We start from the raw sequence: 24,738 nt of genomic DNA, 5'->3' as shown, positions 1-24,738 counted from the left end.
AGGCAAGAAACTTTCCAAAATGAGCTAGACTTGGGTGAAGCCACAAACCTAGAAAAATACAACGCCCTCCACAAGTATTGGCCTTGATCCATGAAAATGGGTTACGCTTACAATAGCGTAACCCATTTTCATTTTGTACCAGGAGCGGGAATCGAACCCGCACGGGCCGTAAGGCCCACAGGATTTTAAGTCCGGCGCGTCTACCTGTTCCGCCATCCCGGCATTCTTTCCACTAAAAGTGGCACTTTACAAAAAAAGCACCGGGTCCGGTGCCTCTTTGTGGAGCGAAAGACGGGGTTCGAACCCGCGACCTCGACCTTGGCAAGGTCGCGCTCTACCAGCTGAGCTACTTTCGCGTAATTGCCTTTCGGCGAATTGTGGATGCAAATTTAGGTGATTTTCTTCGTTTGTCAAGCCTTGCTCCCAAAAAAAATTCAGAAAAAGATCGCCGGAGTGGATCAAAATCTGATTTTGAACAGGTTACGGCAGCTATTTTTTACAGCAATGGTTCATTTACCTGCGTGTCAAATACGCCAGTTAGTACCTGGCCGTTCCGTTTTACCTGTACCCAAATACGATAATGGCCAGCCCGAGGAAACGAATAAGGGAACTCAACCATGTTTGCCGTTTTCATGGCGTGCCCCATAGCAGGCATACCAGCCGCTAATAGCTTATTTTTTTCGTCTTCAGGCATCGTTTTCAGGCGGGCAACATACTTATCGATACTATCACGAAATTGGACAGCATCAGGATAATGAAATGTACGGGACGTATCGGCAATGCGGGTTACCATCGAATTTTCGGCGGCCATCGAATACGTACCAACCGGATGCAAATGAATATAAACAGTGCCGTCGGACCGTAAGATTACAGCATGGCCGCCCATACCAAGATATGGCTCCAGAGTAGCTGTTTTCCCCTGGGCATCTGCCAAAGCAAATTTCAGGGTATACAGTTTTCCGGCTTCCAGTACTTTATCGGGTTTATCCATCCATAGCATTGAGGAGCCATCGGCTAACATACAGGTAGCACTGGGCTTACCACATACAACCATGTCGTTGTCTAAGTGAGGTAAGTTTACGGCATTGGCTTTCACACCCATCGGCTCTGTGACCAGCCAACTATCATCCGGGTCGGTTGGCTTAGCGGCTGCGGCTGCTTCGGCGCTGATTTTCAACGAAGGCACGTCAATGGTATCGGTCAGTGTTTCCGTAAAGCCGCTTCGAAAAACAACATCTGAATAAAGTAAGTACTTACCGCCTGGCAATGGAGGCAGAGCTGTCTCATAACTCAGGGTATCCTGCCGAGCGGGATGCAAATGCGCGAAAGCATCCAGACCAGGGATTCGAACCAGAAAGGTATGCATCAGTTTACCGTGGTCGGGTAGCATGTAACTGAACAGTCGACGTACGCGCCGACTCGGGCCACCACTCACTGTATCGAACTGAATGGTTAACTGCCGTTGCGCATTCGCTACCCGAACGCTGGTTTTAATAGGCATTGGCCGATACAGCTGCACATCGCGATAATTTTCAGCCGTACTAGTCCACCAGGCTCTCCATCCGGTTAATATCAATCCAATAACCAGTAAACCCGCTACCATGCCAATCCAGCGCCGACGACCTAACTGAGTAGGTACGGGCTGGCCGGGTACCACAATACCATCTGCATTACTGGCACCTACTATGGTAATCAGCATGACCACCAGTAGCAACCCCATGAGCGCTAATCCGTAACCTGTTCCCGAAGGCATGTCACGCAAAGCGGTTGCGATAGCCATTACCGGCACAATAACCTGTTGCTTGCCATCCGGGCCATCAATACTTAACTCAATACTCGATGAACCAGAATCCATCAGCCACAAATCCCCTTCGTATCGGTTTTGATCAACCCGTTTTAATTCGTCATGCGTAGGGGCCCCTTTATCGCCTGACCGAAAGTAGATGGGACGGGCACCAATCGTACTGATGCGCCCCTGCTCGACATAGACCGTAACAATGGCGGTACCCGGTACCACATCGGGCGGATTAATCTGAATCAATAACTGGTATTTACCGACCTGCTTTTGCACAATTACTCCCGAACTTCCTACATGAGCCGAGGCCGACAGCGATAGCAAAGAAATCAGAAAGAGTACCCAAATTGATGTTAGTCTTGTCACCTTATATCTATTTTGCCCATTATGAACTATGTCAACTCATTCGCCCCGTCGATCTTTACGCTATCGAGCTACCCGCTTCATCCAGTTACCCCACACTAAGCCAATCCGGGCCGACAGAAATGCGTAGATCAATGTTTTCCCAAAGCCTATCGCAAAATCAGTTAGCGTCTGTCTATTCCAGGGGGCATAACCGTACCGATACTCCCAATCGGGTGGGCTATCATACGTCCAGGAATACGACAGAAAAAAGCCATTTCGTGCCCAGGAAGACTTGGTCAGAAACTCGCCAAACGGCCACTGAACAATCAGCAGGACGACCATGAAGGTCACCGCATAGATGGCCGCCAGAAGCCAGTCGTTCATCTTTCGACGATCATTTTGGGGCGCATCAAGCCGATGCATTAACCAGTCCAGAACGAAGCCCGGCACAATTAACAACATAGGAAAATGAAACGGCTGATAGTGCGTAATCGGATTCAGAACCGGACCAAGTCGGGGAGTCGCCGGAAAAAACTGAATTACCCAGCTAGGCAACACCAACGCGAGCATGTAGATACCCGTAACAGCTGTAATTGGCCAGCGCAATAGCGAGGCCCGGCCCATAGCCAGCAAAAAAAATGGAAAAACGATAGCCGCTGTGGCATAATACCCGGATTGGTGCGTTTCGCGCATGCCCATCGACTCCGACGCAAGCGTAAAGATCATACAAAGCAGCAGGGCAGCCGCACCGGCAAACAACCACTGCAACCGAGTGCTCTGTCGACTGGTCGGATTTCCGCCCTGAAGCGTGTGTATTGATTTTCGGTATTGATTTTGTAGTGCTAATACACCGATCATAGCCCCTAGCTGCATGGTCATGATACCAATGGCCAGAATCGTATGTGGAGGGGTTAAGATCTGTACATCAAGACCATACGTGTTATGCCACCAATCATCGAAAGGAGCTGATGTCAACATGGCCAAAGCGCCCCATACGCAAAACATGGCCCCCAGAGGTCCGTAGAAAACACCCCAAAAAGGTACGGCTTCCGATCGTCCGGGGTGGTTGCGGGTCAGGGTAAGATTCAGGATTTTGTAAGCGGAGAACAAGCCTCCCACTACGGCGCCCAGATAGATTACCAGGTGCGGAGGAGCAAATAGTCCGTCGCGGCCAATACTCATGTGCCACATGATGTCCCAGAGCAGACCCATAATGACACAAAATGATGAGAACACAACGGCATAAATGTAGGTTGGTATGCCTAAGCGCCAGCTACCCGATTGTAGTTGTGAACGGGAAGGATAATCCGGTTGCATAAACGTGTAATGAATTCAAAACCAAAGAGGCTTCCAAAGTCGAAAGGTTGCTTCTAACCTGTTGATAGAAAAAGGTATGCACACGTATATCTACTTGACTGTACGGCATACGCTTGCCAACAATTATAGCGTTATTTACACAATAGATCAATATAGTTAATCCAGCTAGTATGTTTTCTTTTGATTCATCGGTAACGTTTTCCGCAAGGGCTACCAGACTTCTACTGCCTTTGCTCAGCTTGTTGATGAGCGCCTGCGTTCCCGATTTCCTGCTGTCGGACCCGGACTGGGTCGTGATCGAAGCAGGTGAACACGAACCCAATCCAAAACGTAAAGTTGGTTTACTGATTAGCCCTAGTGAAGTATCGGCAACGGTTACGTTCGACAGTTCGTGTATTTACGACATTGGCAATGCGGATGCGGACGACTGGAACAAAGTGATTGGTTTGGGTTTCGTTGGCTCAAAAGACCAATCGCTGGACGGCGTTCCACCGCATCAGGTCGATGGTGCTCGCGTAGGCTGGCGCTGGAATAAGCAACGAAACTGTATTGATCTGGGAGCCTATATTTACGTAGAGGGCCAGCGCATTGATTTCAAGGTAGCCGAAGCTAAAATAAATACCCCGACCCGAATGGTCATTAAAATCGATTACGACCGTAAAGTATACCAGGTACTTGGCGGAAAAACCGTACCTTTCACACACGATAAGTCGTTTGCTTACAACACAGGGTTATATTTTGGTGGCAACCAGCCTGCTCCCCATCGCATTCGTGTGAAAATTGAGGATTAGACGCTATGACGATCTCTCCCTTCGACCTCATCTTACTGCTGGGCAGTGTTCAGGGAGCCATTTTAGCTACGTTATTATGGATTAATTCGAAAGGCAACCGGTTATCGAATCGATTACTGGCCGCATTGATTGGATCGTTGACCCTCATGAGTTTTGCTGTAGGCGTACCAATTACCAGTCAGTGGCTAAGCCTGGCGATTGAGTTGCTTCCGTTTTTCCTGGCCATGTCCATTGGCCCGCTTATCTACTTCTATACCCGATCAGTGCTTGATCCTGGCTTTCGGCTCGGCAAGGAAGAAAAACGTCATTTTTACACGACGATTCTGGATATAGGTGCCCCACTCATCGGATGGACATTTGTCATCGGGTCATTACTCGGCTTCATTCCCAAAAATGAAGGACCACGCTGGGGCCATATAATGGACGAATACAACACCTATGTTGATATTCCACGATGGCTTTCGGCTACCATCTATCTGGCTATAACCAAACGGTTTTTGAATCACTATCAGGCTTCTCACCAAAACCAACAGGGGCACCAGACTGTACGCTGGCTTGGGCAATTTGTGAGCGTATTTCTGATTTTTCAGGCCATTTGGTTCATTCATCTGGTTCCATACATTGTTCCGGCATGGCGAGGCCCCCTGCTGGATCGTTTCGGCTGGTATCCGATTTACATTCCGATTGCTGTTCTCATTTACTGGCTGGGTTTCAAAGGCTACCTCCATACGCGATCAGAACCAATACCCTCAGCTAATCTTCCTTCCAAAACAACGGGTTCAGACTTACCACCCGAAACCATTGAGCAGGTTACGACCGCACTGGATAAAGCCATGGAGCAGGAAAAGCTGTATCTGGACCCTGACTTAAGCGTCGATAAATTAGGGCAGCATCTGCAACTTCCACCCAAATTGATTTCGGCGGTTTTGAACCAGCATATCCGCAAAAACTTCAACGGGTTCATTAACGAGTATCGCGTTGAGGAAGTAAAACGGCGGGTGCTCGATCCGACTAATGAACACCTGACGTTAACAGGCATTGCCTTTGAGTCGGGATTTAACTCACAGGCTACCTTTCAGCGGACGTTCAAGCAGCTAACGGGTACATCGCCGGGTGAATACATGGTGCAGCAAAAGAAAAAGGCTTCTCAAATCGGGATTTGAGAAGATTTAGCTCCGCGTTTGGCGCTGTTTTGGTCGAAAAACAGAGCGCTCCGTGAAACATACATATACCGCCTTTCTAGTACTTATCTTCACCTGTCCGCTAACGGCTCAACCCGTAACGGATACCCTCCTGGCTAAAATTCTCCAGCCTGCCGATATACAAGCTGACTTCCGATATTTCCGTCGTTTGCTCGAAGAAACACATCCGGGTTTGTATCGCTATACCCCCAAACCGATCATGCAGGCAAAACTCGACAGTCTGGCCGGAACCTTAATCCACCCGATGCCTTTCTACGATTTCTTTCGAATGATTGAATCGCTCGTTGCCGATATTCGCTGTGCTCATACCCACGCACTTCCGACGAAAGACTGGCAACGTCTGTTTAACAGCCACTGGAAAACGATGCCTTTTTTCATGCTACCAGTCCAGGGACGTTCCTACGTGTTATTTAACGGAACAGCCGACCAAACCATCAAACCTGGCTTTGAACTGATTCGTATCAATGGCCAATCGATAGAACGTATCCGAGAGCAGGTTTACCGCTATTATTGGGCCGATGGCTATAATCAAACATCGAAACAGGCAGCTTTTCAAGGGCAATTGTTTACGTTATTCTATTACTGGTTTGTGGATCACCCTGATACCTATCATTTGACCTTCCGCAACCTGACAGGCGATACGGTTCAGGTAGATGCGCCCGCTCAACCGTTTCGGGAAACCTTAAAAGGGTATAAAAAGAATCCGGTCAATAAGCAGATGCTGGCATGGTATAACAAAAAGCGTCCTAAACATCCCTGGCGATTGTCGTTCCCAAAAGACTCACCCCAAACGGCCCTGTTACGCATTGATAGTTTTGGGGGCGAAGGCGCTAAAACCAGTGACGAAGCCATAGAAAAATTCAGGCAGTTCATGGATCGGTACATGGCGACAATGGAACAGAAGAAAACCCGGCATCTGATCGTTGATGTTCGGGCCAATCCCGGTGGCTGGGATAGCCAGGGTATTGAATTATTTACTTACCTGATGAAATCCGATTCGGCCATCGCGTATTATGACCGACAACATAGCGTGACTGACAGTTCGGAGTTTCTTCAATTTTCGGACTTATCGGAAATTGATCGGAAAAATGTTAAAAACGAACTTATTCCGGAGTCTGACGGAACGTTCACGCTGAAACAGGGCGATGTAGGTCGTGGCCCAAGGCGATATACCCCAAAGCCGAATCGGTTTCGAGGCAATGTTTATATCTTACTCGATGGCCGAAGTGCATCAACCACATCCGAATTTCTGGCCGTTGCCCACGCCAATAAGATCGGTGTATTTGTTGGGGAAGAAGCGGGTGGGGTTTATGAAGGTGGCAATGGCGGCAGTTTTATTCACCTCGAATTACCCCATTCGAAAATCCAGGTTGGTACGCCTTTGTTATATTATGATAATGCAGTTGGGAACGTCGCCACCAGAGGGCGTGGCACCATCCCCGACTATCCCGTTTCAATTACTCTTGCCGATGTATTAAACCGTACCGATAGCCAGCTTGACTTCGTCAAAAAGCGAATTCGGGACCAAACTAACTAGCTTTTTTTCTGACAGGATTTACACAATTCAAGGCCCTAGGTATGCTTATACATCCTGCAAATCCTGTCAGAAAAATAACCTTTGGCGTTTTTCAGCGTTATCTAGTTACACAAACTTACCCAGCATGGCTACCTACCAACCCCTTCATGACTGGAGTGTAACGCCTACCGAAGCCGTCGCCCTACAACAGCAATTGCGTTCGCAGATACGGATTGAACCGCTGTCTGTGCCCTCCAAAACCATTGCCGGATGCGACATTTCGTTCAATAAGTTTGAAGAAACCGTTTATGCTGGCATAGTCGTGCTGCGGCTCGACACGCTGGAAACCATCGACGAAGCGGGTGTTGTGGGGACGGCTCCCTTTCCCTACATTCCCGGTCTGCTCTCGTTCCGGGAAATACCCGCCCTGCTGAAAGCCTGGCAAACTTTACAAACCGAACCCGATGTGGTCATGTTCGACGGGCATGGTACGGCTCATCCCCGCCGAATTGGTATTGCCTCTCACGCTGGTCTTTTTCTGGATCGCCCAACCTTTGGCTGTGGCAAATCGGTGCTGGTGGGTAAGTACGACGAACCAGCACCCGAACGTGGTGCGTGGTCGCCCATGAAGCACTATGGCGAAGTGATCGGAGCTGCTCTGCGAACAAAAAACAAAGTCAACCCGGTCTATGTATCGCCCGGCCATCTGATCGACCTCCCAACAGCCATTTCGCTGACCCTTCAATGCGATGGAGGCTACCGTATCCCAGAACCCACCCGCCGGGCGCACAACCTGGTGAATGCCCTACGACGAGGAGAGCGGATAGTGAGCTAGGTCAATAGCTATGCTCTTCCAGCTTCACTTTCCCCCGGAAAGTCCAGAACATAAATACGGTATAGGTGGCTACCAGCGGCATACCAATGGCAGCAAACAAAAGCATCGTTCGTAACGAGCTATCAGACGATGCGGCTTCGTAAATACTGATGTTGCCTTTCGGATCAACGTTCGATAAGACCAGGTTCGGATACAATCCCATCGCAAACAGAATGAGCAGCAGGGCTGTAGTAATTGAAGAGGAAATAAACCCACGGCGATATTGCCGTTTTTCGATGCTCCGACGAATGTTGAGCACAATCAGCACGGCAGCCATTGGCAACACAAATAGCTCAGGATGTGCTTTGAAAATACTGGTCATATGCGGCACATAGATCAACGTCGCATTGGAGGTAGCGATGAAGCACAGAATGAAAAATTTGCTGGTGTTGTTGGCGATGATCGTCAGTCGGGCGTAGAGCCGATCTTCGGTTTTCATCAGCAGGTACATGGCCCCGTGCATCATAAACAGGGATAGTACGGTAATGGCGATCAGTCCGGCGTAGGGATTAAAAAAGTCGCGCAACCGTCCAACAAACTCATGCCTAGCATTTAAAGGCAATCCCTGAATCAGGTTCCCCAGCACAAGCCCAAGCAGGAGCGAAATAATAATACTTGATAGGCAGTAGCTAACATCCCAGAGCTGGTGCCACCAAGGCATGGGTTCCTTACTCCGAAATTCGATGGAAATGGCCCGAAAAATCAGGGCTACCAAAAACAGAATAAACGGGAGATAAAATACCGATAGAATGGTGCCGTAGACCAGCGGAAAGGCGGCAAATAAAGCTCCGGCTCCAATAACCAGCCAAACTTCATTACCGTCCCAGACTGGCCCAATCGCGTTGAGCGCAATCCGGCGACTCTGTTCTTTCCGAAAAAACAGATGCAGGGCACCCGCACCCAAGTCAAAGCCATCCAAAATTCCATACCCACTGATCAGGGCGCCAATCAGCAGAAACCACCAGGTAGGCAGATCAATTCCAAGAACGGTATCCATAGGTTTAATTTTGAATGATTGACTTGTTGAATAATTGACTAGTGTGCGGCAGCTATTCAATCATTCAACAAGTCAATCATTCAATCATTGGTAAAAATGACGGGTTCATACGTGACGAGGTTTCACCGTTGTTCGATACATCGAGACCGTGTTGTATTTTCTTGTTCAGAAGGTACAGAAACAGGCCAAACAGCAAGACGTAAACCAGCGTAAACAAAATGAGTGATGCCAGTACATGCTCGGCTTTTACGGCCTGTGATAAAGCATCCGATGTGCGAAGCAGGCCGTACACTACCCAGGGCTGCCGACCGACTTCAGCCGTATACCAGCCTACTTGATTGGCTATTTGAGGGAGCAATACCGACCATACAAAAAGCTGCATGAGCCAGCGCGTTTCAAACAGTTTCTTTCGATACAGCATAAACAGGCCAAACCAGGTTAATCCAATCAACGTCATACCGATAGCAACCATCAGGTGGTAGGTCTGAAAGACGAAATTGATCGCTGTCGGACGGTCTTCGGGTTTGAAGCTATTCAAGCCGGGAATAGGAGCCTTGAAATCCTGGTGCACCAGAAATGAGAGACCACCCGGTATTTTCAGCCCGGTTGTTTTCTGCTCGCTGGCATTCACCCAACCGAACAAATACATATCGGCCGGAGCCGATTTTTCGAAGTGCCCCTCCATCGTAGCCAGTTTAGCCGGTTGGTATTTCGTGACTACCTCCGCCGATTTGTGCCCAGTGAACAACTGCCCTAAAGCCGCTATACCAGCTACCCAGAGGGCAATGCGAAAAGCCGCCTGAGCGTGTGCCGTATAGTTCTTTTTGAGAATGTACCAGGCACTCACACTCAGCACCAGAAACGAACCAGACAGCAGCGCTCCGATCAGAACATGCGAATACCGCTCAAGCGACGACGGATTCAAGACCATATCCCAGAAGTTGGTCACGATGGCGCGGGCCTGCATACCTTCGCCCTCAATGCGATACCCCGACGGGGTCTGCTGCCAGGAGTTGGCCACCACAATCCAGAGCGCCGAAAAAATGGAACCAAGGGCCACCAGCACTGTAGCCATAAAATGCACTCGTGGACTTACCCGGTTCCAGCCAAACAACAGAACACCCAGAAAGGCCGATTCCAGGGCAAAGGCAAAGATGCCTTCGGCTGCCAGTGCCGAACCGAAAATATCACCGACATAGCGGGAATAGACGGCCCAGTTGGTGCCAAATTCAAATTCCATGACAATGCCAGTAGCCACGCCAATACCAAAAATCAGGGCAAAAATGCGAACCCAGAACCGGGTCAGCTCTTCGTAAACTTTGTCTTTAGTTTTCAGGTAAAGCCCTTCCATTACTACCAGGCAAACGCCTAACCCAATGCTTAGGGGTGGGTAGATATAATGAAACGCAATGGTAAAGGCAAACTGAATTCGGGAGAGTAATTCCACATTGTCCATAGCCGTTACGATAGCGGAAACGGTCGCCGAGGTCGCAGACAGACAGTGCGATATAAGGCGAACAGGGCGAGAGAACTATCGCCCGAAAGGTACGACCAGCAACGCAAAACAACCAGATATACAGGAGATTTTTCGCTAACTAGTTCTTTACTTATAGAGTACTAACCAGCCATGAAACCCCAACCGTACCAACAATCGCTCTGGCACCACGCCCGGAACTATATAGTGGCTTTCTACCAGACACAACGGAACGCGTTTGTGGTTCTGCTTACGCTGTTGCTGGCACTGTATATCCTGACAGGTCCCGACCAGGCCACCGACATGATCAATGCAGTAATTTATACTGGGATATTCAGCCAACTTTTTCAATTCATTCTGTTTAGCGCGTTTATCTGGAGTTGGGTGGTATATGCCAGCACCCGATTGATTTTATACATTTCGCCGGTTGGTTTGCAACTCACTGACGAATGCATCTGGCTCCTCCGCTGGCTTCCCAAAATAGGCGGAATAGTACCCACACTCATACTGGCCTATGCCTTTCATCAGTCTGACCAGGGGCACCCGTATCTACTTCTTCTGGAGAGCATTGTGTTGTTGTTCCTGTTTCTGACAGCCGAACGGACTATTCCGGTTTTTGCCTTACCCGATCATTGGGAAACGTCCGACGCCTACACAACACTAAAGCACGACATTCAGGTACTCTGGCAGCATCGGTTTAGCCGCTTCGTCCTGATCGCCAACGTTGGCCTCATGAGTTGTCTGCTTATTTTATTTAGTTTACCCGTCGAACTCGGCATTGCCCGACAACTTCGGCCTACGGCGGTCATTATTTTCGGTATTACCGTCATTACGTTTTGGGGCAGTCTGCTGGTTTACCTGAACGACTATCGATATCGCCCACTGGTGCTACTGGCCGTTGCTTATTTGGTGCTGGCCAGCGTGTTCAACGACAATACGGCGGTTCGCCGGATGGGAGGTCGTTCGGTGCTAGACACTACCCGACGGCCAACGGTTGAAGCCCATTTCCGGCAATGGGTCGACGCGCGTAAACAGGAGGATCGGGATACGATTCCGTTGGTGCTGGTTGCTGCCGAAGGGGGTGGTATCCGGGCCCTGAACTGGACCGCCGAAACGCTGATCCGGCTCGACTCGATTATTCCGGGCTTTAGCCGTCACGTGTATGCACTCAGTGGGGTATCGGGAGGAGGAGTGGGAACCGTTTTCTATACAGCGTTCCTCCGCGATTTCATCGAAACCCAGCGTGTAGGTCGGTTTGAGCAATTTCGGAAGGTTATCCGCGATGATTACCTGTCGCCCGTTTCGGCAGCTCTTCTATTTCCCGATGCGGTTCAACGGGTAATTCCATTTCCCATTTCGTCGCTGGAACGGGCCAAGTGGCTCGAAGACTCGTGGGCTTTTTCGTACCGAAATAATCTGACTGTCAATACGCTGGACTCTTCGCTGACGGCGCTCTACCAAACCCAAACCGGCTACAACTATAACCTCCCTTCGCTGCTGCTCAATGGAACGATGGCCGAATCGGGACAGAAAATTATCACCTCAAATCTAAAACTCAACCCACACTACTTTACCGATGTGGTATCGACGCTGGATGTACTGGGTTCGGATGTCCCACTTAAAACAGCCGCATCACTTTGTAGTCGTTTTCCGCTGGTCACCAATGGGGCTCTTATTCAGCGGGATTCGGTCGATAAGAATGACAAACGTCAACCTTATGGTGGCCATGTAGTCGATGGTGGTTATTTCGACAATTCGGGGGTTGAAACCTGCATTCAATTACTCAATAATCTGGTGCCGTCGATTCGAAAGCTGGATACAGTCGACCATGTTATTGTGATACCCTACATTCTATTCATCAAAAACAGCAGTACAGATAGCCAACTGCCTCATAAGAAGTCGGTATTGCAGGAAGTGCAGGTGCCTCTATTAGCCTTTTTCAACGCCTGGGATAACGGCTCCAACACCCGCGATCGGATGTTCGGCTCGTTTATGGACCGATTTGCTAACCCAAAAACCAGCTACTTAACTCTGCGTCTGGCCTACAACGATAAGTATCCGCTAGGCTGGTTCCTATCCGATAGCATGGCCCGCAGCTTGAGCCGACAGGCCAAAGATTCCATCAGTCTGAAAAATAAGGAGTTGGTTCGACTAAAAAGTACCTTCCGGCGACTGGGCGTGGTGCGCATGGCCAAATAGGAAACGGTTTGCGGCTCATCAGTCGTTTTTTATACGATTAGCCGTATCATTTACATACTCCAGGATGTCGCCTGGCTGGCAGTCTAAGGCTTTACAAATGGCGTCTAAGGTGCTAAACCGAATGGCTTTCGCCTTGCCCGTCTTTAAGATAGACAGATTAGATAATGTCAAATCAACTCGTTCAGACAGTTCATTCAGCGAAATTTTCCGCTTTGCCATCATCACGTCAAGATTTACAATGATTGGCATTGCTTAAATGGTTAAGTCATTTTCAGATTTCATATCTACAGCATTCTGCAGGATTTTTTCAACTATGGCTGCAGCCGTTGCCATTACGGTAGCGCCAAACGTAGCCACGATACACATGGCAAGAAAACCCGCCGGATCGTCGTCTTTATGATGATTTATTTTTACGTATACGCCTGCCAGCACAATTAAACTACCCAATACGATAGCACAATGCTTTATGCTCTTCAACGCGCCAACCGAATTTGGCGAGAACACTTTATCCTGACCGATGTAGCCAAGTAATTTGAATGCCTTATACAGCGCAACAAAAAAAGCGCTTGAGGCTGCGTAACCATACAAGATTAACGGATCAGCGTAAATGCTGAACAAATCTAAGTTCCTGGCTCTTCCCTCAGTTAAGGGAAATCGAATCAAACTGACAAGTGCCACAAGGCCAATCAGCACGATGACGGCCTGAAGAAATAGGGTTGACGCTCTTTTCATACTGGTCTTGGAAGTTCAATCCACAGCGCAAACATAATAAATATTTATTTATAAACAATAAATATTTATTACTTATTATGAAATATTACGAATTTAAATGCCTCTACGCTGTAAAACCGATTTACAGATTCAGATCCTGAATTGCCAGACTGCTTGATTGGTTAGCTCGTTAGTTACAATGGCCGATAACACACATAGATGCACCGACCGATTCAACTCTCGCGTATTTTTGTGCTTTCATTCGCCCCTGACGACTATGAATCTTCGCATAAATGGCCGCATCTGGCTCGAAACAACATCGGCTGATTCGGTCGAGCGATTTATGGGTATCGGTCGGTTCGAATTGCTGGAGCACATCCAGCAAACCGGCTCGATCAATCAGGCCGCCAAGGCCATGAAGATGTCGTACAAACGTGCCTGGGATTTAGTCCATTCAATGAACACACAGGCCGAAACGCCCCTGGTATCGACCCAAACGGGGGGCGAAAAAGGCGGGGGGGCCATCGTAACGGAGGCAGGTCAGAAATATCTCGCTTATTACCGGGGCCTGCACGAACGATTCCAGCAATTCATGGAGATTGAGCTGACTAAACTACCTATCTAAGCGCAGAATTGGCTAGCAGTGCTTAGGGTTTCTTTTTCAATTCGTTGAGAACCGTTTGCAGCCGTCGGTCGTAGTCTTCAATCTGCTTATCGTAAATATGCGTTGTGTCGGTGAGCGAGCGCCCGAGAAGAGTAAAACTATTGATTCGCAGTGTACTGTATTGACGCAGCAATGCATTACGTTGGCGATACTCATCGGGCAACTCGAGCTTGTCAGCTTCATTGAGTACCATTATAGCCTGTTTCCAGGCCGTAATTCCCCGCTCATTTATCGCTTTGGCTACACCCGCTGCCGGTGTATTTCGGGGTAACTGAAAAACGGACATGGCTTCTTTTTCCAATGCTCCGAATTGGTTCATGAGCCGTTCATAATCGCCAAATGGATTCGCTGTGGTTTTGTAGACAACGCCCGTCACAACGAGAATTATAGCCGTCGGAACAAGCAAAGGCCACCAGATAGGGCTACCTCGCCGACTGGGATGCAAGGCGGCAAAATAGTAGGCATATCCAAACAATACCCCTCCCACCAGGCCTCCTATATGCGCTGCATTATCGATCCCAGACTGTAAGCCAAACAGGAGGTTATAGCCCATGAAAACCAGCACGCTCCGCAACAGCGAACGACGGGTTTCAGCCTCAAGCCAATCGGTAGTCAACAGCGCGAAGAACACCCCGTAAAGCCCGAAAATAGCGCCCGAAGCCCCAGCTCCCAGAACAACATCATGCCACCAGAGGCTCACAACGCTACCCAGTAAGCCAGCCATCAAATACACGATGATGAACTTACGACTACCCAGTATCCCTTCAATAACGAATCCAATCTGTGTCAGGGCATACATATTGAACAACAGGTGAATGATCCCAATATGCAGAAAGCAACTGCTCAATAATCGCCAGGGCTGGCCGTCGAGGGTTAAAGGCGTATAGTTAGCCCCCCACCGAATAAGGGCATCTCCGGCAGGCCGGAGTATGTTAACGCCCGTCACCGCCATCAGCAGAAAGATGCCCACATTCAGCCAGATCAGTATGGGCGTAACGATATACCCCGGAGCCGGTTTGAGCAAATCCAGTGGATTGGCCTTTTCATCAGCAGGAGGTTCAGAACCAAACGTCTGCTCATGTGGAGGCACAGACTCAGGCAGATGGCTCTGGTCGGACGATGGCGTTGTTTCTTTAGGCTTGGACTCTTCCGGCTTAGGCAATTCAGGAGATTCGTCACTCATATCGGCTGGTGGGATTAATGAAAACGATTAGGCAACCAATATACTAACGCCAAACGACCTGACTAACGCACAATTCCGTTTAATTGTCGCTAATCAGGTCGTTTGGCGTACCGGTTCGTTATTTCTTCGCCGAGTACATGACCCGCCAGACTTTGCCTTTCACCGAATCGGTAATATAGAGTGAACCATCGGGACCCTGCCCTAAACCAACCGGACGCGCTACGGCATCACCGGGACTAGCCAGGTCGAGTTTACCGGCATTGACGTTGGTACCGGGCGTACCCTGTTCAGCTACACCCGCAAAATTCTCCGCGAATACTTCGTATTTACCCGAAGGGCGGCCATCGCTTCCGAACGGAATAAAAGCAACGAAATAACCACCCTGTTTCAACGGAGCGCGGTTCCAGGAACCGTGGAAACAAACGAACGCGCCGTTTTTGTAGCGGGCTGGAAACTGTGAGCCGGTATAAAACAGCAGATCGTTCGGCGCCCAGTGACCAGGGAATGCCATGATGGGCTTGTCTTTACCAGCGCAGCGATCCTGTTTCGTGCCATCGCCACCGTATTCGGGAGCCAGGAGCTTTTTATTCTTGACGTGATCGTTGTAGCAGTAAGGCCAGCCAAAGTCCGAGCCTTCTTTTACCATCAGAAACTCTTCGGAAGGCAGTTCAGCACTTACTTCGTCGGTAAATACACCGCCCCAATTGTTGAGGTTGTCGCGGCCGTGCTGTAAGGCGTAGAGGGTGTTAGTCGCCTTATTCCAGTCGAGTGCAACGGCATTACGGATTCCGGTGGCATAGCGTTTCCCATCGGCTTTATGCTGATTGAGTTTGTTGGCGTCGAACTGCCAGATACCGCCATACTCTTCCAGAATAGGACAAGGGTCCATGCCCATTGAGCCTTTTTGCCGATCCTTCTCCTGACAGGCATTCGAAGGGGCACCGAAGTTGACAAAGAGCTTGCCATCGGGCGAAATAGTGAGGGATTTGCTGGCGTGCTGGCGTTGCAAAGTCAGGCCTGTAACAATGGGTTCGGCCGGCGTGGTTTCCATCACCTTACCGTTTGTCAGTTTGTAGCGGTATACCGACGTATCGGACGAGGCATACAGGTAGCCGTTGTAGATGTCCATTCCAGTACCCGTATTTGTCCCGAACATCGTCGTCAGATCGGCTACGCCATCTCCATTCGAATCGTTGAGCTGAACAATGCCCTTGCCGTTGTTGAGCTTTTCCAGCTTAACGAACACGGTTCCGGTATTGCTCACGATTACGTGACGCGCTTTACCCAGATTATCAGCAAAAAGCGTTGCCCGGAATCCATTCCCCAGCTTAATACCGGCATTATCGGGTGGCCTGACAGACCGCGTCGAAACACTCTTCTTAACAGCATTCGGCTTGGTCGTTACAGGATGGCCCGGTAGAGCAATCGCTGATCCGGCAAAGGTTACGACTATACTGGAGACCAGCACTAAGGTCGATTTCATGATGGTAGTTTTTGTTGACAGGATGTATTAATCATTTCCACAGCTAAACGGCCTGCTTACACAGAAAGTTTAAGCCGTCTCTGGAAAAAGAAAGGCCTTACAGAAGGCAGGCTACTCATCAGAATTTGGGTAAAAATAAAGAGGCTCTTTTCTCTCAACAGCTTTCAAAGTCACTCATCCCATACAGCAATTTAGTTAGCCCTAACTATTTCCGGGAGCAATAAACTTCCTGAATTTTAACCACTGTATCCAGAACGGAATCCGGCATAACGCCTAAGGGTTTTCTTTTTACTCGAACGCCATGAAACATCCACAAATTTTTATCAGTCTGGTTAGTTTGCTGCTCATCGGACGCATCGCTCAGGCGCAACTGGTCACTCCTACCGTTGTAAAAGTCAATCTATCGGGCGCTGTTTTTAAGAATTATCAGATTCAGTATGAGCGCGTTCTGACGCCCCGTAGTACCATCACCGTCACGGCCGGGGCGTCAATCGATGCACCACTACCGTTCAAACAGGCGCTGATGGATCAGTACGGTGAAAATGACGATGCCGTCCGGGCCATTAACCGAACATTGTTTAATAAATACACGGGTACGCTCGAATACCGATTCTACTTCAGCGGTCAGGCTCCCAGAGGCTGGTACATTGCTCCGTTTGCCCGCTACATCAACATGGACATCAGCCAGGACTACACGTACACACCCAGCGATGGCATTCTTCACCACGCGCATATGAACGCTAAATTCAATGCATTTGGAGCGGGTATCCTCTTAGGGCATCAGTGGCTGATCGGCAATCGGGTTACACTGGATTTATGGTTGTTGGGCCCTTTCTACGGCACCAACGTAACAGCCGATTTCGTCGGTGAAGACCCGCTCTGGAAAAATCTGAAACCAGCTGACATTACCAAGCTCCACAGCGACATTGAAAACACAACCCTTCCCGGCTATACGACTACGGCGACGATTGCTGTCCCACTCATCGAAGCGAAACTGGTCGGACCCTATTATGGCGTAAGAGCTTTTGGTGTAGGCCTGGGGTATCGGTTTTGAGGGGGCTAGCAGGTCACGCTAACGAGAGGCCGTAGCAAGTTGGTTGAAGGGAATTTCGATTACGATCAGGGTGCCGCTATCCTGTTTTTGTCTGATTTCCATCTGGCCGTTCAGGTAGGCGATTTTGGTTTTCATATCGGTCAACCCTTTTCCTTTACTGGTCCCATTATCGGCAAAACCAACGCCATCATCTTCAGCAATGATCGACACGGTTTTCTCATGGTCGATTACTTCGATGGTAGCCTGAGTAGCCTGTGCGTGTTTCAGAATGTTATGCAGTAACTCCTGAACAATCCGGTACAGCTCATTCATAAACGACAGCGGGTAGTCGGTCGGCTCGTCAAAACCGACAACAATCATATCGAGCTTCAGCTTTTCGGAGGTATTCACCGTTTCGCCAAGGTCAGTAATGGCTTTGGCGAAACCATATTTTTCAATAGCTAGTGGTGTTAGTCGATGGCTTAGCTCCCGAATGGTGGTCGAAACCGACAGCAGCACTTCCTGAGTTTTATGGAGTTTCTTCTCGGATCGCTCGTCAGGGACTCCTTTTTCGAGCGTCGACGAAACGTTTAGAGTAGCCAGGGCCAGCATGGCACTCACTTCATCGTGCAATTGATCAGCGATTTTGCGTCGTTCGGTTTCTTCTGCGTCCATAATACCGCGCATCAGTTCGATATGGCGCTCTTTTTCGAGTTGTTCCATCCGACTTTGCTGCAGGGCCTCCTTCTGGCGACTGCGGATTTGCCGATTGCGCAGATAAAGGATCAGAAACAGAATCGCCAGCCCCGCCAGGGTAATCAGTATCGTATAGAAAATCCGTTCTCGACGAATTTCGCGGTCGCGGGCTTCACTGGCTTCGTTCAGGCGAATAATCTGTTGTTCCTTATCCCGGATGCGAACCTTTGCCAGAATCTCCTGAACCGATCGGTATTGGTTCAGATTAGTCAGCGAATCTTTAATGGCATAAAACGTCTCCTGCGCCTGTGCATAAGCGGGATAATCGCCCTTCGCTTTCAGAAGATCGGCGTAGTATTGGTAAAAATAAAGCCCAGAAGCCGTGTACTCCCGATTTTTCAGTTTGGGTCGATATTGATTGAATACCTGATCGGCCTGTGCAAATCGACCATTCAGGGTCAATACATGCGCGTAGGAGATAGAGAATGGAATGACACTTAATCCCTCGCCTTCGCCCTCTTTCTCCTGTACCAATTCATAATAATTAAGGGCTCTGGCATAGTGGCCAGTATGCTCTGCTAATAACCCTGCCGCCAGAAAATAGCCACTGTAGGGTATCTCAGCTTCGGGCACGCCAAAAATCGCCTTGCTTTTTGCCAGGTAATTGCGAGCAGCGGCAAAATCGCGCTGGTAGATCTTGACAACAGCAACTTCGGCATTAAAATAACCCGCCTGTATGCTGAGCGGATTCGGTTTGACGGTTGCATCATAAAATAGTTCGGCAAACTTCCAGGCGTTATCGTAATCGGCCAGCAATAGGTTGATCTGCATAAGCTGGTAGTACACACTCGGCCCGGCATTACGGAAAGTAAAGGCAGTGCGCTCGTATAATTTTCGGGGGTATCGATTCAGGCTCGAATCTTTTGCCAGTTCCAGCAACGATTCAAATTCGGTGACCTGCTTTTGTGGATTGTATTGGTAATACCGAACGGCGTAATTGTACCGGGCGGTAAACAGCGCGTTTTTATCCCGCAGGCCTGACGCCAACCGAATGGCCTTCTCGAAGCAATCGCGCATAGCAGTCGTGCCACCTGGATTGGCATTGGCCCGAAAGGTATAAATAAAGGAAAGATTCTCCCTGTCGTTGGCGCGTCGGCACTCCTGCTCGCCCAAATCAAGATACCGCTTAAACGCTGCTTCTTTACCCCATTCGCCATACATAACAGCCGTAGCCACCAGGGCTTCCCGCAAAAATCGGGTATGTGGGCCTGCATTTTCCCGAGCCTGTCGGTAGAGATCCTCTGCCTCTTTCGAAAAGATCATGGACGATTTGGCCCGCGCCCACCCCATGAGTAAGATATGCACCCACGCCCGGTTGCCCGTTTTTTTCACCATGGGCACGTACTCGGCCAGCATTTCGTAGCTCCGATTGATATTGGTACGACCCGTTTTCTGCATCAGATCGCAGGCGGCCCGGAAGGTTTGTTCGGTGATGGGCTGGCGTTTCAGTCGATTCCATTCGGCCTGCCCTTCCTGATCGCTCGCAGGTTGCGCCCTCACGACCATGCCAACCAGCAGGCAGGCCATTAGTCCTAGAATCCGTAGCATGGTATTTAAAGAGGATATGGGTTGACTGTCAGGCAGCTAATCAAATGTAACGAGAATTTCGGCACATACGTGATCTCTTTTAGCCAACGTCATCAATAAACCCTCTACTTTACGTAATTTTGATGGGTACAATCGGTGCCCTTACGTCTTTTGCTCCAGTATGCTTACATTTTTTTCCTCCATCGTACGCCAGACAGCGCTCGTGTTAACTGTCTGTCTGGTATCGAAAAACCTTCACGCCCAGGGTGATTTACCGGCCTTATCGCTTGCACAACTGGCCCGACCCAATAGCTGGCAACTCGTTGGTTCTGTATTGCCAACGGCCGATGCCTCGTCGATACGCACCCAATCCGGTAGCAATGTGCTGGTAGGTTCAAACGAGCCGCTTACGCTACTGACTCCCACCGATGATTTTCGGTTACGGTTCGAAGTCCTGCTCTCTGCCGGTGCAGATGCTGTTTTGACCCTACCAACTGGTCAGCAGATCAGCTTTGCCGATTCGCGGGAATCCGCACGACTGCTAAAAGCGCCCGGTCTGTGGCAAACGGTCGATGTCTGGTACAAAACCAAAGGGCCGAAAGGCTTTTCATCGCTGGAGAAATTAGCCCTGAACGGCGTAACCCTCCGCGAAAGCCAAACCCTGGCCAATGGTAAACTAGGTCCGTTTACGGTCATGACCCGGAAAGGGACACTGGCGCTTCGCAAGGTGGGTTACCGGGTAATGTCGCCCCGGATGGTTGCCCAGTGGAGCGGTCCGCTGAGCTATACCATTGTCGAAGGCGGCTATATTCAGGACCCACAGGATGCCACGCGTCGGAAAGTACTCAAACAGGACACCACCAGCCAGCTGACGTATGAAGTGTCGTATGGCCAGTCGCGCCAGTACAGTATCTTTTTTACGGGCAAACTGAATGCGTTACAAACGGGCGATTATCAGTTCGACCTCAATCAGGGCGGTTTGGCCGCTCTCTGGATCGACGGCAAGGAAGTTATTCCCATCAATCACCTCGAACTGGGTATGCCTAATCCGGGTAAGGTTTCGCTGACGGCCGGACCGCACGATGTTAAGATCTATTTCTCTCGTTCCTGGTTCCGGCCGGGTATAGGATTGTTCGTCTCGCAGGCAGGTACACGACCGCAACCCCTTCATGCGCAGTCGTCTTTACCTGAGCCCGATGCGATAGCCGTTATCAGCGTAAACCCCGATTATAGCGATCCAATGAATCAGGTGCAGCGCATTCGGTCGTTCGTACAGATGCCAGGTGAGAAAACCAAACGCACCCACAGCATGTCGGTCGGTTCGCCAACGGGTATCCACTACACTGTCGATCTGAACCAGATGGCGCTGTTGCAGGTCTGGAAGGGTGATTTTGCCAACACCACCGAAATGTGGTATGAACGGGGAGAACCTCAACTGCTAAGTCCGCTGGGAGCCGTTGTTCTTCTGCCGGGTCAAACACCTTTGATGGTATTAGACAACGAATCGGCTGCCTGGCCCGATAGCGTCAGCGAAAATACCTTACAGTATAAAGGACTTACCATCGACAAACAGGGCAAACCTACGCTCCAGTATAGGCTGGCTGGCGCCACCGTTACCGATGCGATTCGTTCGGAAGGCGACGCGCTGGTTCGGACGCTAACCCTGACGGGCTCACCAACCGGAACGCCTTATTGCCGGATTGCGGCTGCGTCATCGGTCGAAGAAGTCGGTAAAGGCTTGTACGCCGTCAACGACCGGAGCTATTACATCCGTGTCGATCCAAAAGCCAAAGTCAAAACACGTCAGAGCAACGGAAAGCAGGAGCTACTACTGCCTGTGGACATGAAAAATGGCGAGGGAAGCGTACAATATTCTATTGTATTCTAAAAACCTCAGTGAATCTTCGTTTAACACCGTGTTTCTCTGTGTTACAATTTATTATTTCACAGAGAAACACGGAGTTAAACGAAGATTCACTGAGATAAATAATAATGAATAACAACGATTTAACCTGGCAGGACTTCGAGAAAGTGGAGATTCGGACGGCTACCGTCGTAGCTGTTGAAGCATTCCCACAGGCCCGAAAACCGGCTTATAAATTAACGCTCGACTTTGGTGATCTTGGGGTGAAACGAACATCGGCCCAGTTAACAAAGCTCTATCAGGCCGACGAATTGATCGGGAAACAGGTAGTCGCGGTTGTTAATTTTCCACCCAAACAGATTGCCACGTTTATGAGTGAATGTCTGGTTTTGGGAGCCGTTGCCGACGATGGCACCGTAACCCTGCTCCAGACCGAACGCCCAACCCAGAACGGATTACGAATTGCTTAAAAATTAATGTAAAATGAATAATGTACCATGTAGAATGAGGAAGTTGGCGAGCTTAGTTACGCTCTTATTCACTCTTTCACTCTTTCACTCTTTCACTTTTGCTCAACGTCCGGCGAGTGAAGAGGATTATTACCGGATTATCACCTTACCCATCCCTGAAGACATTAAGCTTGAAATAGGTGGCCTGGCTCCGCTACCCGATGGGCGGCTGGCAGCCTGTACCCGTCGGGGCGATGTTTGGATCATCAGCAATCCTTATATGCAGGGTAGCCGCATGCCTACCTACAAGAAGTTCGCATCGGGCCTGCACGAGCCGCTGGGTCTGATGTGGCACCCTAAAGGGTATTTTCTCTGTACCCAACGGGGCGAAGTAACCAAGCTGGTCGACAAAGACGGCGACGACGTGGCGGATGAGTATAGCTCGTTTTATAAATGGCCCCTTTCGGGCAACTACCACGAGTACAGCTACGGCCCGGTTCTGCTGCCCGATGGCGACATGATCATCACCCTCAACCTCGACTGGATTGGCTACGGTGCCAGTCTGGCGAAATGGCGCGGCTGGATGCTGAAATTACGTGAAACGCCCTCCGGTCAGGTTGAAATGACCCCCTGGGCCACCGGTCTACGTTCACCAGCCGGATTTGGTTTATTGACCGATGGCAGCATTTTCTACACCGAAAACCAGGGTGACTGGGTTGGATCGGGCCGGATGACACATCTGGAAAAAGGGTCATTTGCCGGTAATCCTGCCGGTCTGCGATGGAGCAGCGAACCGGGTTCTCCCCTGGCCCTAAAACCCGACGATGTGCCCAGCACAGGTAAACCCATGTTTGAAGTGGCGAAAACCGTTAAAAACCTGAAAGTACCGTCGGTCTGGTTTCCCCATACGCTGATGGGCATTTCAACCTCCGATTTCCGGCAGGACACTACCAAAGGGGCATTTGGGCCCTTCGAAGGCCAGTTGTTTGTAGGCGATCAGGGTCACAGCAAAATCATGCGAGTGGCGATGGAAAAAGTGGGGGGCGAGTGGCAGGGAGCCTGTTTCCCGTTTCGAGAAGGATTTTCGTCGGGCATTCTTCGCACAACCTGGGGGCAGGACGGTTCCCTGTTTGTGGGTATGACCAGCCGGGGCTGGGCCGCTACCGGAAAAGAGCCTTATGGCGTTCAGCGGCTGGTCTGGACGGGTAAAGTTCCGTTTGAGATCAAAACCATTACGTCGAAACCCGATGGCTTCGAAGTAGCCTTCACATTACCCGTCGACCGTAAAACGGCCGAGAACCCCGAAAGTTACAGCCTCAATAGCTTCACCTATCGCTACCACCGCACCTACGGCAGTCCGATTGAGGATGCTCGGCCTGTGCCGATTCGGGGTGTTGTAGTGGCTCCCGACGGACTCAGCGCCCGTATTGTAGCCGATACCGCGTTGCGTGAAGGGTATATCCACGAAGTGAAAGCCGAAGGCGTTCGATCGGCATCGACCAATGCGCCCCTGCTGCATTCGGTTGGTTATTACACCCTCAACGCCATTGCTCCGGGCGAAAAGCTGAACCTGCCTGCCCGCGCTGTGGCTATGGCCAAACACGAACATGCCGAGATGATGGCAACGGAGAAAAAAGCCGCTACTACAGCTGCCAAAAACGTAAAAGCCGTAAACGCCAAACGTACCATAGCCATGCCCGCCGACTGGACCAATGGCCCCGACCAGACCATTACCATCGGCACCAAACCGGGCCTGAAATTCGATGTTGATAAGCTGGAAGTAAAAGCTGGTAGCCGCATCAAACTCGTGTTCAACAACAACGACGATATGCTGCACAACTGCGTGATTACCAAACCCGGTGCCGCCAACGCCGTGGGTGAAGCAGCGCTACGGCTGAACCTGAACGGCCCAAAGATGAACTACGTGCCCAATTCGCCCAACGTATTGTATCACACCAACATCCTCCAGCCCGAAACCTCCGAAACCATCTACTTCCTGGCTCCCTCCGAAGCAGGCGATTACCAGTTTGTCTGCTCATTCCCCGGCCACTCATCCTTGATGCAGGGAACCTTGAAAGTAGTGAAGTAATGTAACGCGGCTGGAAAGCCGCCCCAGTAACTATCCAGCCGGTTGAGAACCTCCTCAATCGGCTGTGTTATTTCGCTTTTGCACGGCCTTCTCAAGAAAAATCAGGCTTTCTCGAGAACTGAGCAAATCAGGATGATTGGCGGGCAGCACCTGTTCCCGCAAGGTTACAGCTCGATGCATATAGGTCAGTGCCCTATCCAAATCTTCATTATAATAATACGTAACGGCGATATTATTATACGAAAGAGCCAGATCGGGGTGGTTGGCAGGTAACACCGCTTCCCGAATGGCTAAGGCTTTCAGATCGTACTCCAGGCGTTTTTTATTCTCCCCCAGGGCGCCATAGCTAACGGCAATATTGCTGTACGAACTGGCCAGATCAGGATGGGTAGCAGGCAACACCGCTTCCCGAATGGCTAAGGCTTTCAGATCGTACTCCAAGGCTTTGTTGTTCTCCCCCAGGGCACCA

The 24,738-nt window shown here is 50.0% G+C and carries 20 protein-coding genes and 2 tRNA genes; 10 read left to right on the top strand and 12 right to left on the bottom strand.

All coding sequences use genetic code 11. The features are described 5' to 3' along the window. Positions 1-136: 136 nt before the first annotated feature. The 4 genes from BGO59_RS32300 to BGO59_RS32285 all read right to left on the bottom strand — a co-directional run bounded on the left by BGO59_RS32300 (position 137) and on the right by BGO59_RS32285 (position 3,457). Positions 137-222, bottom strand: a tRNA-Leu gene (locus BGO59_RS32300). Between the two features lie 58 nt (positions 223-280). Continuing rightward, positions 281-356: transfer RNA gene (locus BGO59_RS32295), tRNA-Gly, on the bottom strand. A 140-nt stretch (positions 357-496) separates the two neighbouring features. Further along, positions 497-2,161 carry a hypothetical protein gene (locus BGO59_RS32290; RefSeq protein ID WP_293691206.1) on the bottom strand — a complete coding sequence of 555 codons (1,665 nt, stop codon included), beginning with the start codon at positions 2,159-2,161 and terminating at the stop codon, positions 497-499. 60 nt (positions 2,162-2,221) lie between these two features. Then, a complete protein-coding gene (locus tag BGO59_RS32285) occupies positions 2,222-3,457 on the bottom strand; it encodes a hypothetical protein (protein WP_293691204.1) in 1,236 nt (411 codons plus the stop codon). 170 nt (positions 3,458-3,627) lie between these two features. Here BGO59_RS32285 and BGO59_RS32280 point away from each other — a divergent pair, with 170 nt between their 5' ends. The 4 genes from BGO59_RS32280 to nfi all read left to right on the top strand — a co-directional run bounded on the left by BGO59_RS32280 (position 3,628) and on the right by nfi (position 7,801). Next, the gene (locus BGO59_RS32280; RefSeq protein ID WP_293691202.1) at positions 3,628-4,248 is read left to right on the top strand and encodes a hypothetical protein; all 621 of its coding nucleotides are present in this window, start codon (positions 3,628-3,630) and stop codon (positions 4,246-4,248) included. Between the two features lie 5 nt (positions 4,249-4,253). Beyond that, positions 4,254-5,411 (top strand): AraC family transcriptional regulator, encoded by a 1,158-nt coding sequence (locus BGO59_RS32275; RefSeq protein ID WP_293691200.1) that lies wholly within the window; start codon positions 4,254-4,256, stop codon positions 5,409-5,411. Positions 5,412-5,463: 52 nt separating this feature from the next. After that, complete coding sequence (locus tag BGO59_RS32270; RefSeq protein WP_293691198.1) at positions 5,464-6,987, top strand: S41 family peptidase; 1,524 nt, start codon at positions 5,464-5,466, stop codon at positions 6,985-6,987. 124 nt (positions 6,988-7,111) lie between these two features. Then, entirely contained in the window at positions 7,112-7,801 is a 690-nt protein-coding gene (gene nfi / locus BGO59_RS32265; protein WP_293691196.1) for a deoxyribonuclease V, read from the top strand. Position 7,802: 1 nt separating this feature from the next. Here the strand turns inward: nfi and cydB are convergent, their stop codons facing one another. Both cydB and BGO59_RS32255 read right to left on the bottom strand, forming a co-directional pair. Further along, complete coding sequence (gene cydB, locus BGO59_RS32260; protein ID WP_293691194.1) at positions 7,803-8,837, bottom strand: cytochrome d ubiquinol oxidase subunit II; 1,035 nt, start codon at positions 8,835-8,837, stop codon at positions 7,803-7,805. Between the two features lie 76 nt (positions 8,838-8,913). Continuing rightward, positions 8,914-10,293 (bottom strand): cytochrome ubiquinol oxidase subunit I, encoded by a 1,380-nt coding sequence (locus BGO59_RS32255; RefSeq protein ID WP_293691192.1) that lies wholly within the window; start codon positions 10,291-10,293, stop codon positions 8,914-8,916. 171 nt (positions 10,294-10,464) lie between these two features. On the opposite strand from BGO59_RS32255, the gene BGO59_RS32250 reads away from it, so the two are divergent. After that, positions 10,465-12,510: a hypothetical protein gene (locus BGO59_RS32250; protein ID WP_293691190.1), complete on the top strand. Its 2,046-nt coding sequence runs from the start codon at positions 10,465-10,467 to the stop codon at positions 12,508-12,510. A gap of 18 nt (positions 12,511-12,528) precedes the next feature. Here the strand turns inward: BGO59_RS32250 and BGO59_RS32245 are convergent, their stop codons facing one another. Continuing rightward, entirely contained in the window at positions 12,529-12,759 is a 231-nt protein-coding gene (locus tag BGO59_RS32245; RefSeq protein ID WP_293691189.1) for a helix-turn-helix transcriptional regulator, read from the bottom strand. 3 nt (positions 12,760-12,762) lie between these two features. Beyond that, positions 12,763-13,242: a DUF2975 domain-containing protein gene (locus BGO59_RS32240; protein ID WP_293691188.1), complete on the bottom strand. Its 480-nt coding sequence runs from the start codon at positions 13,240-13,242 to the stop codon at positions 12,763-12,765. Between the two features lie 256 nt (positions 13,243-13,498). Here BGO59_RS32240 and BGO59_RS32235 point away from each other — a divergent pair, with 256 nt between their 5' ends. Then, positions 13,499-13,846, top strand: a complete 348-nt coding sequence (locus tag BGO59_RS32235; RefSeq protein WP_293691187.1) for a winged helix-turn-helix domain-containing protein — start codon at positions 13,499-13,501, stop codon at positions 13,844-13,846. 22 nt (positions 13,847-13,868) lie between these two features. On the opposite strand, the gene BGO59_RS32230 is transcribed toward BGO59_RS32235, so the two are convergent. Both BGO59_RS32230 and BGO59_RS32225 read right to left on the bottom strand, forming a co-directional pair. Next, a complete protein-coding gene (locus BGO59_RS32230) occupies positions 13,869-15,068 on the bottom strand; it encodes a rhomboid family intramembrane serine protease (protein ID WP_293691186.1) in 1,200 nt (399 codons plus the stop codon). Positions 15,069-15,186: 118 nt separating this feature from the next. Then, positions 15,187-16,551 (bottom strand): PQQ-dependent sugar dehydrogenase, encoded by a 1,365-nt coding sequence (locus BGO59_RS32225; RefSeq protein ID WP_293691184.1) that lies wholly within the window; start codon positions 16,549-16,551, stop codon positions 15,187-15,189. Positions 16,552-16,852: 301 nt separating this feature from the next. Between BGO59_RS32225 and BGO59_RS32220 the strand changes: the two genes are divergently transcribed. Next, the gene (locus BGO59_RS32220; RefSeq protein ID WP_293691182.1) at positions 16,853-17,605 is read left to right on the top strand and encodes a DUF3575 domain-containing protein; all 753 of its coding nucleotides are present in this window, start codon (positions 16,853-16,855) and stop codon (positions 17,603-17,605) included. 18 nt (positions 17,606-17,623) lie between these two features. On the opposite strand, the gene BGO59_RS32215 is transcribed toward BGO59_RS32220, so the two are convergent. Then, positions 17,624-19,888, bottom strand: a complete 2,265-nt coding sequence (locus BGO59_RS32215) for an ATP-binding protein (RefSeq protein ID WP_293691180.1) — start codon at positions 19,886-19,888, stop codon at positions 17,624-17,626. Between the two features lie 160 nt (positions 19,889-20,048). Here BGO59_RS32215 and BGO59_RS32210 point away from each other — a divergent pair, with 160 nt between their 5' ends. The 3 genes from BGO59_RS32210 to BGO59_RS32200 all read left to right on the top strand — a co-directional run bounded on the left by BGO59_RS32210 (position 20,049) and on the right by BGO59_RS32200 (position 24,269). Further along, positions 20,049-21,755 (top strand): hypothetical protein, encoded by a 1,707-nt coding sequence (locus tag BGO59_RS32210; protein WP_293691178.1) that lies wholly within the window; start codon positions 20,049-20,051, stop codon positions 21,753-21,755. Between the two features lie 104 nt (positions 21,756-21,859). Continuing rightward, a complete protein-coding gene (locus tag BGO59_RS32205) occupies positions 21,860-22,201 on the top strand; it encodes a tRNA-binding protein (protein WP_293691176.1) in 342 nt (113 codons plus the stop codon). A gap of 34 nt (positions 22,202-22,235) precedes the next feature. Beyond that, a complete protein-coding gene (locus BGO59_RS32200) occupies positions 22,236-24,269 on the top strand; it encodes a plastocyanin/azurin family copper-binding protein (RefSeq protein ID WP_293691174.1) in 2,034 nt (677 codons plus the stop codon). A gap of 54 nt (positions 24,270-24,323) precedes the next feature. On the opposite strand, the gene BGO59_RS32195 is transcribed toward BGO59_RS32200, so the two are convergent. Beyond that, on the bottom strand, positions 24,324-24,738 hold a 415-nt coding region (locus BGO59_RS32195; protein WP_293691171.1), incomplete at its 5' end, for a tetratricopeptide repeat protein.

This window comes from Spirosoma sp. 48-14 (genome assembly GCF_001898575.1).
In the GTDB taxonomy this organism is placed as follows: domain Bacteria; phylum Bacteroidota; class Bacteroidia; order Cytophagales; family Spirosomataceae; genus Spirosoma.
This window is presented reverse-complemented; position numbering and strand designations above follow the sequence as displayed.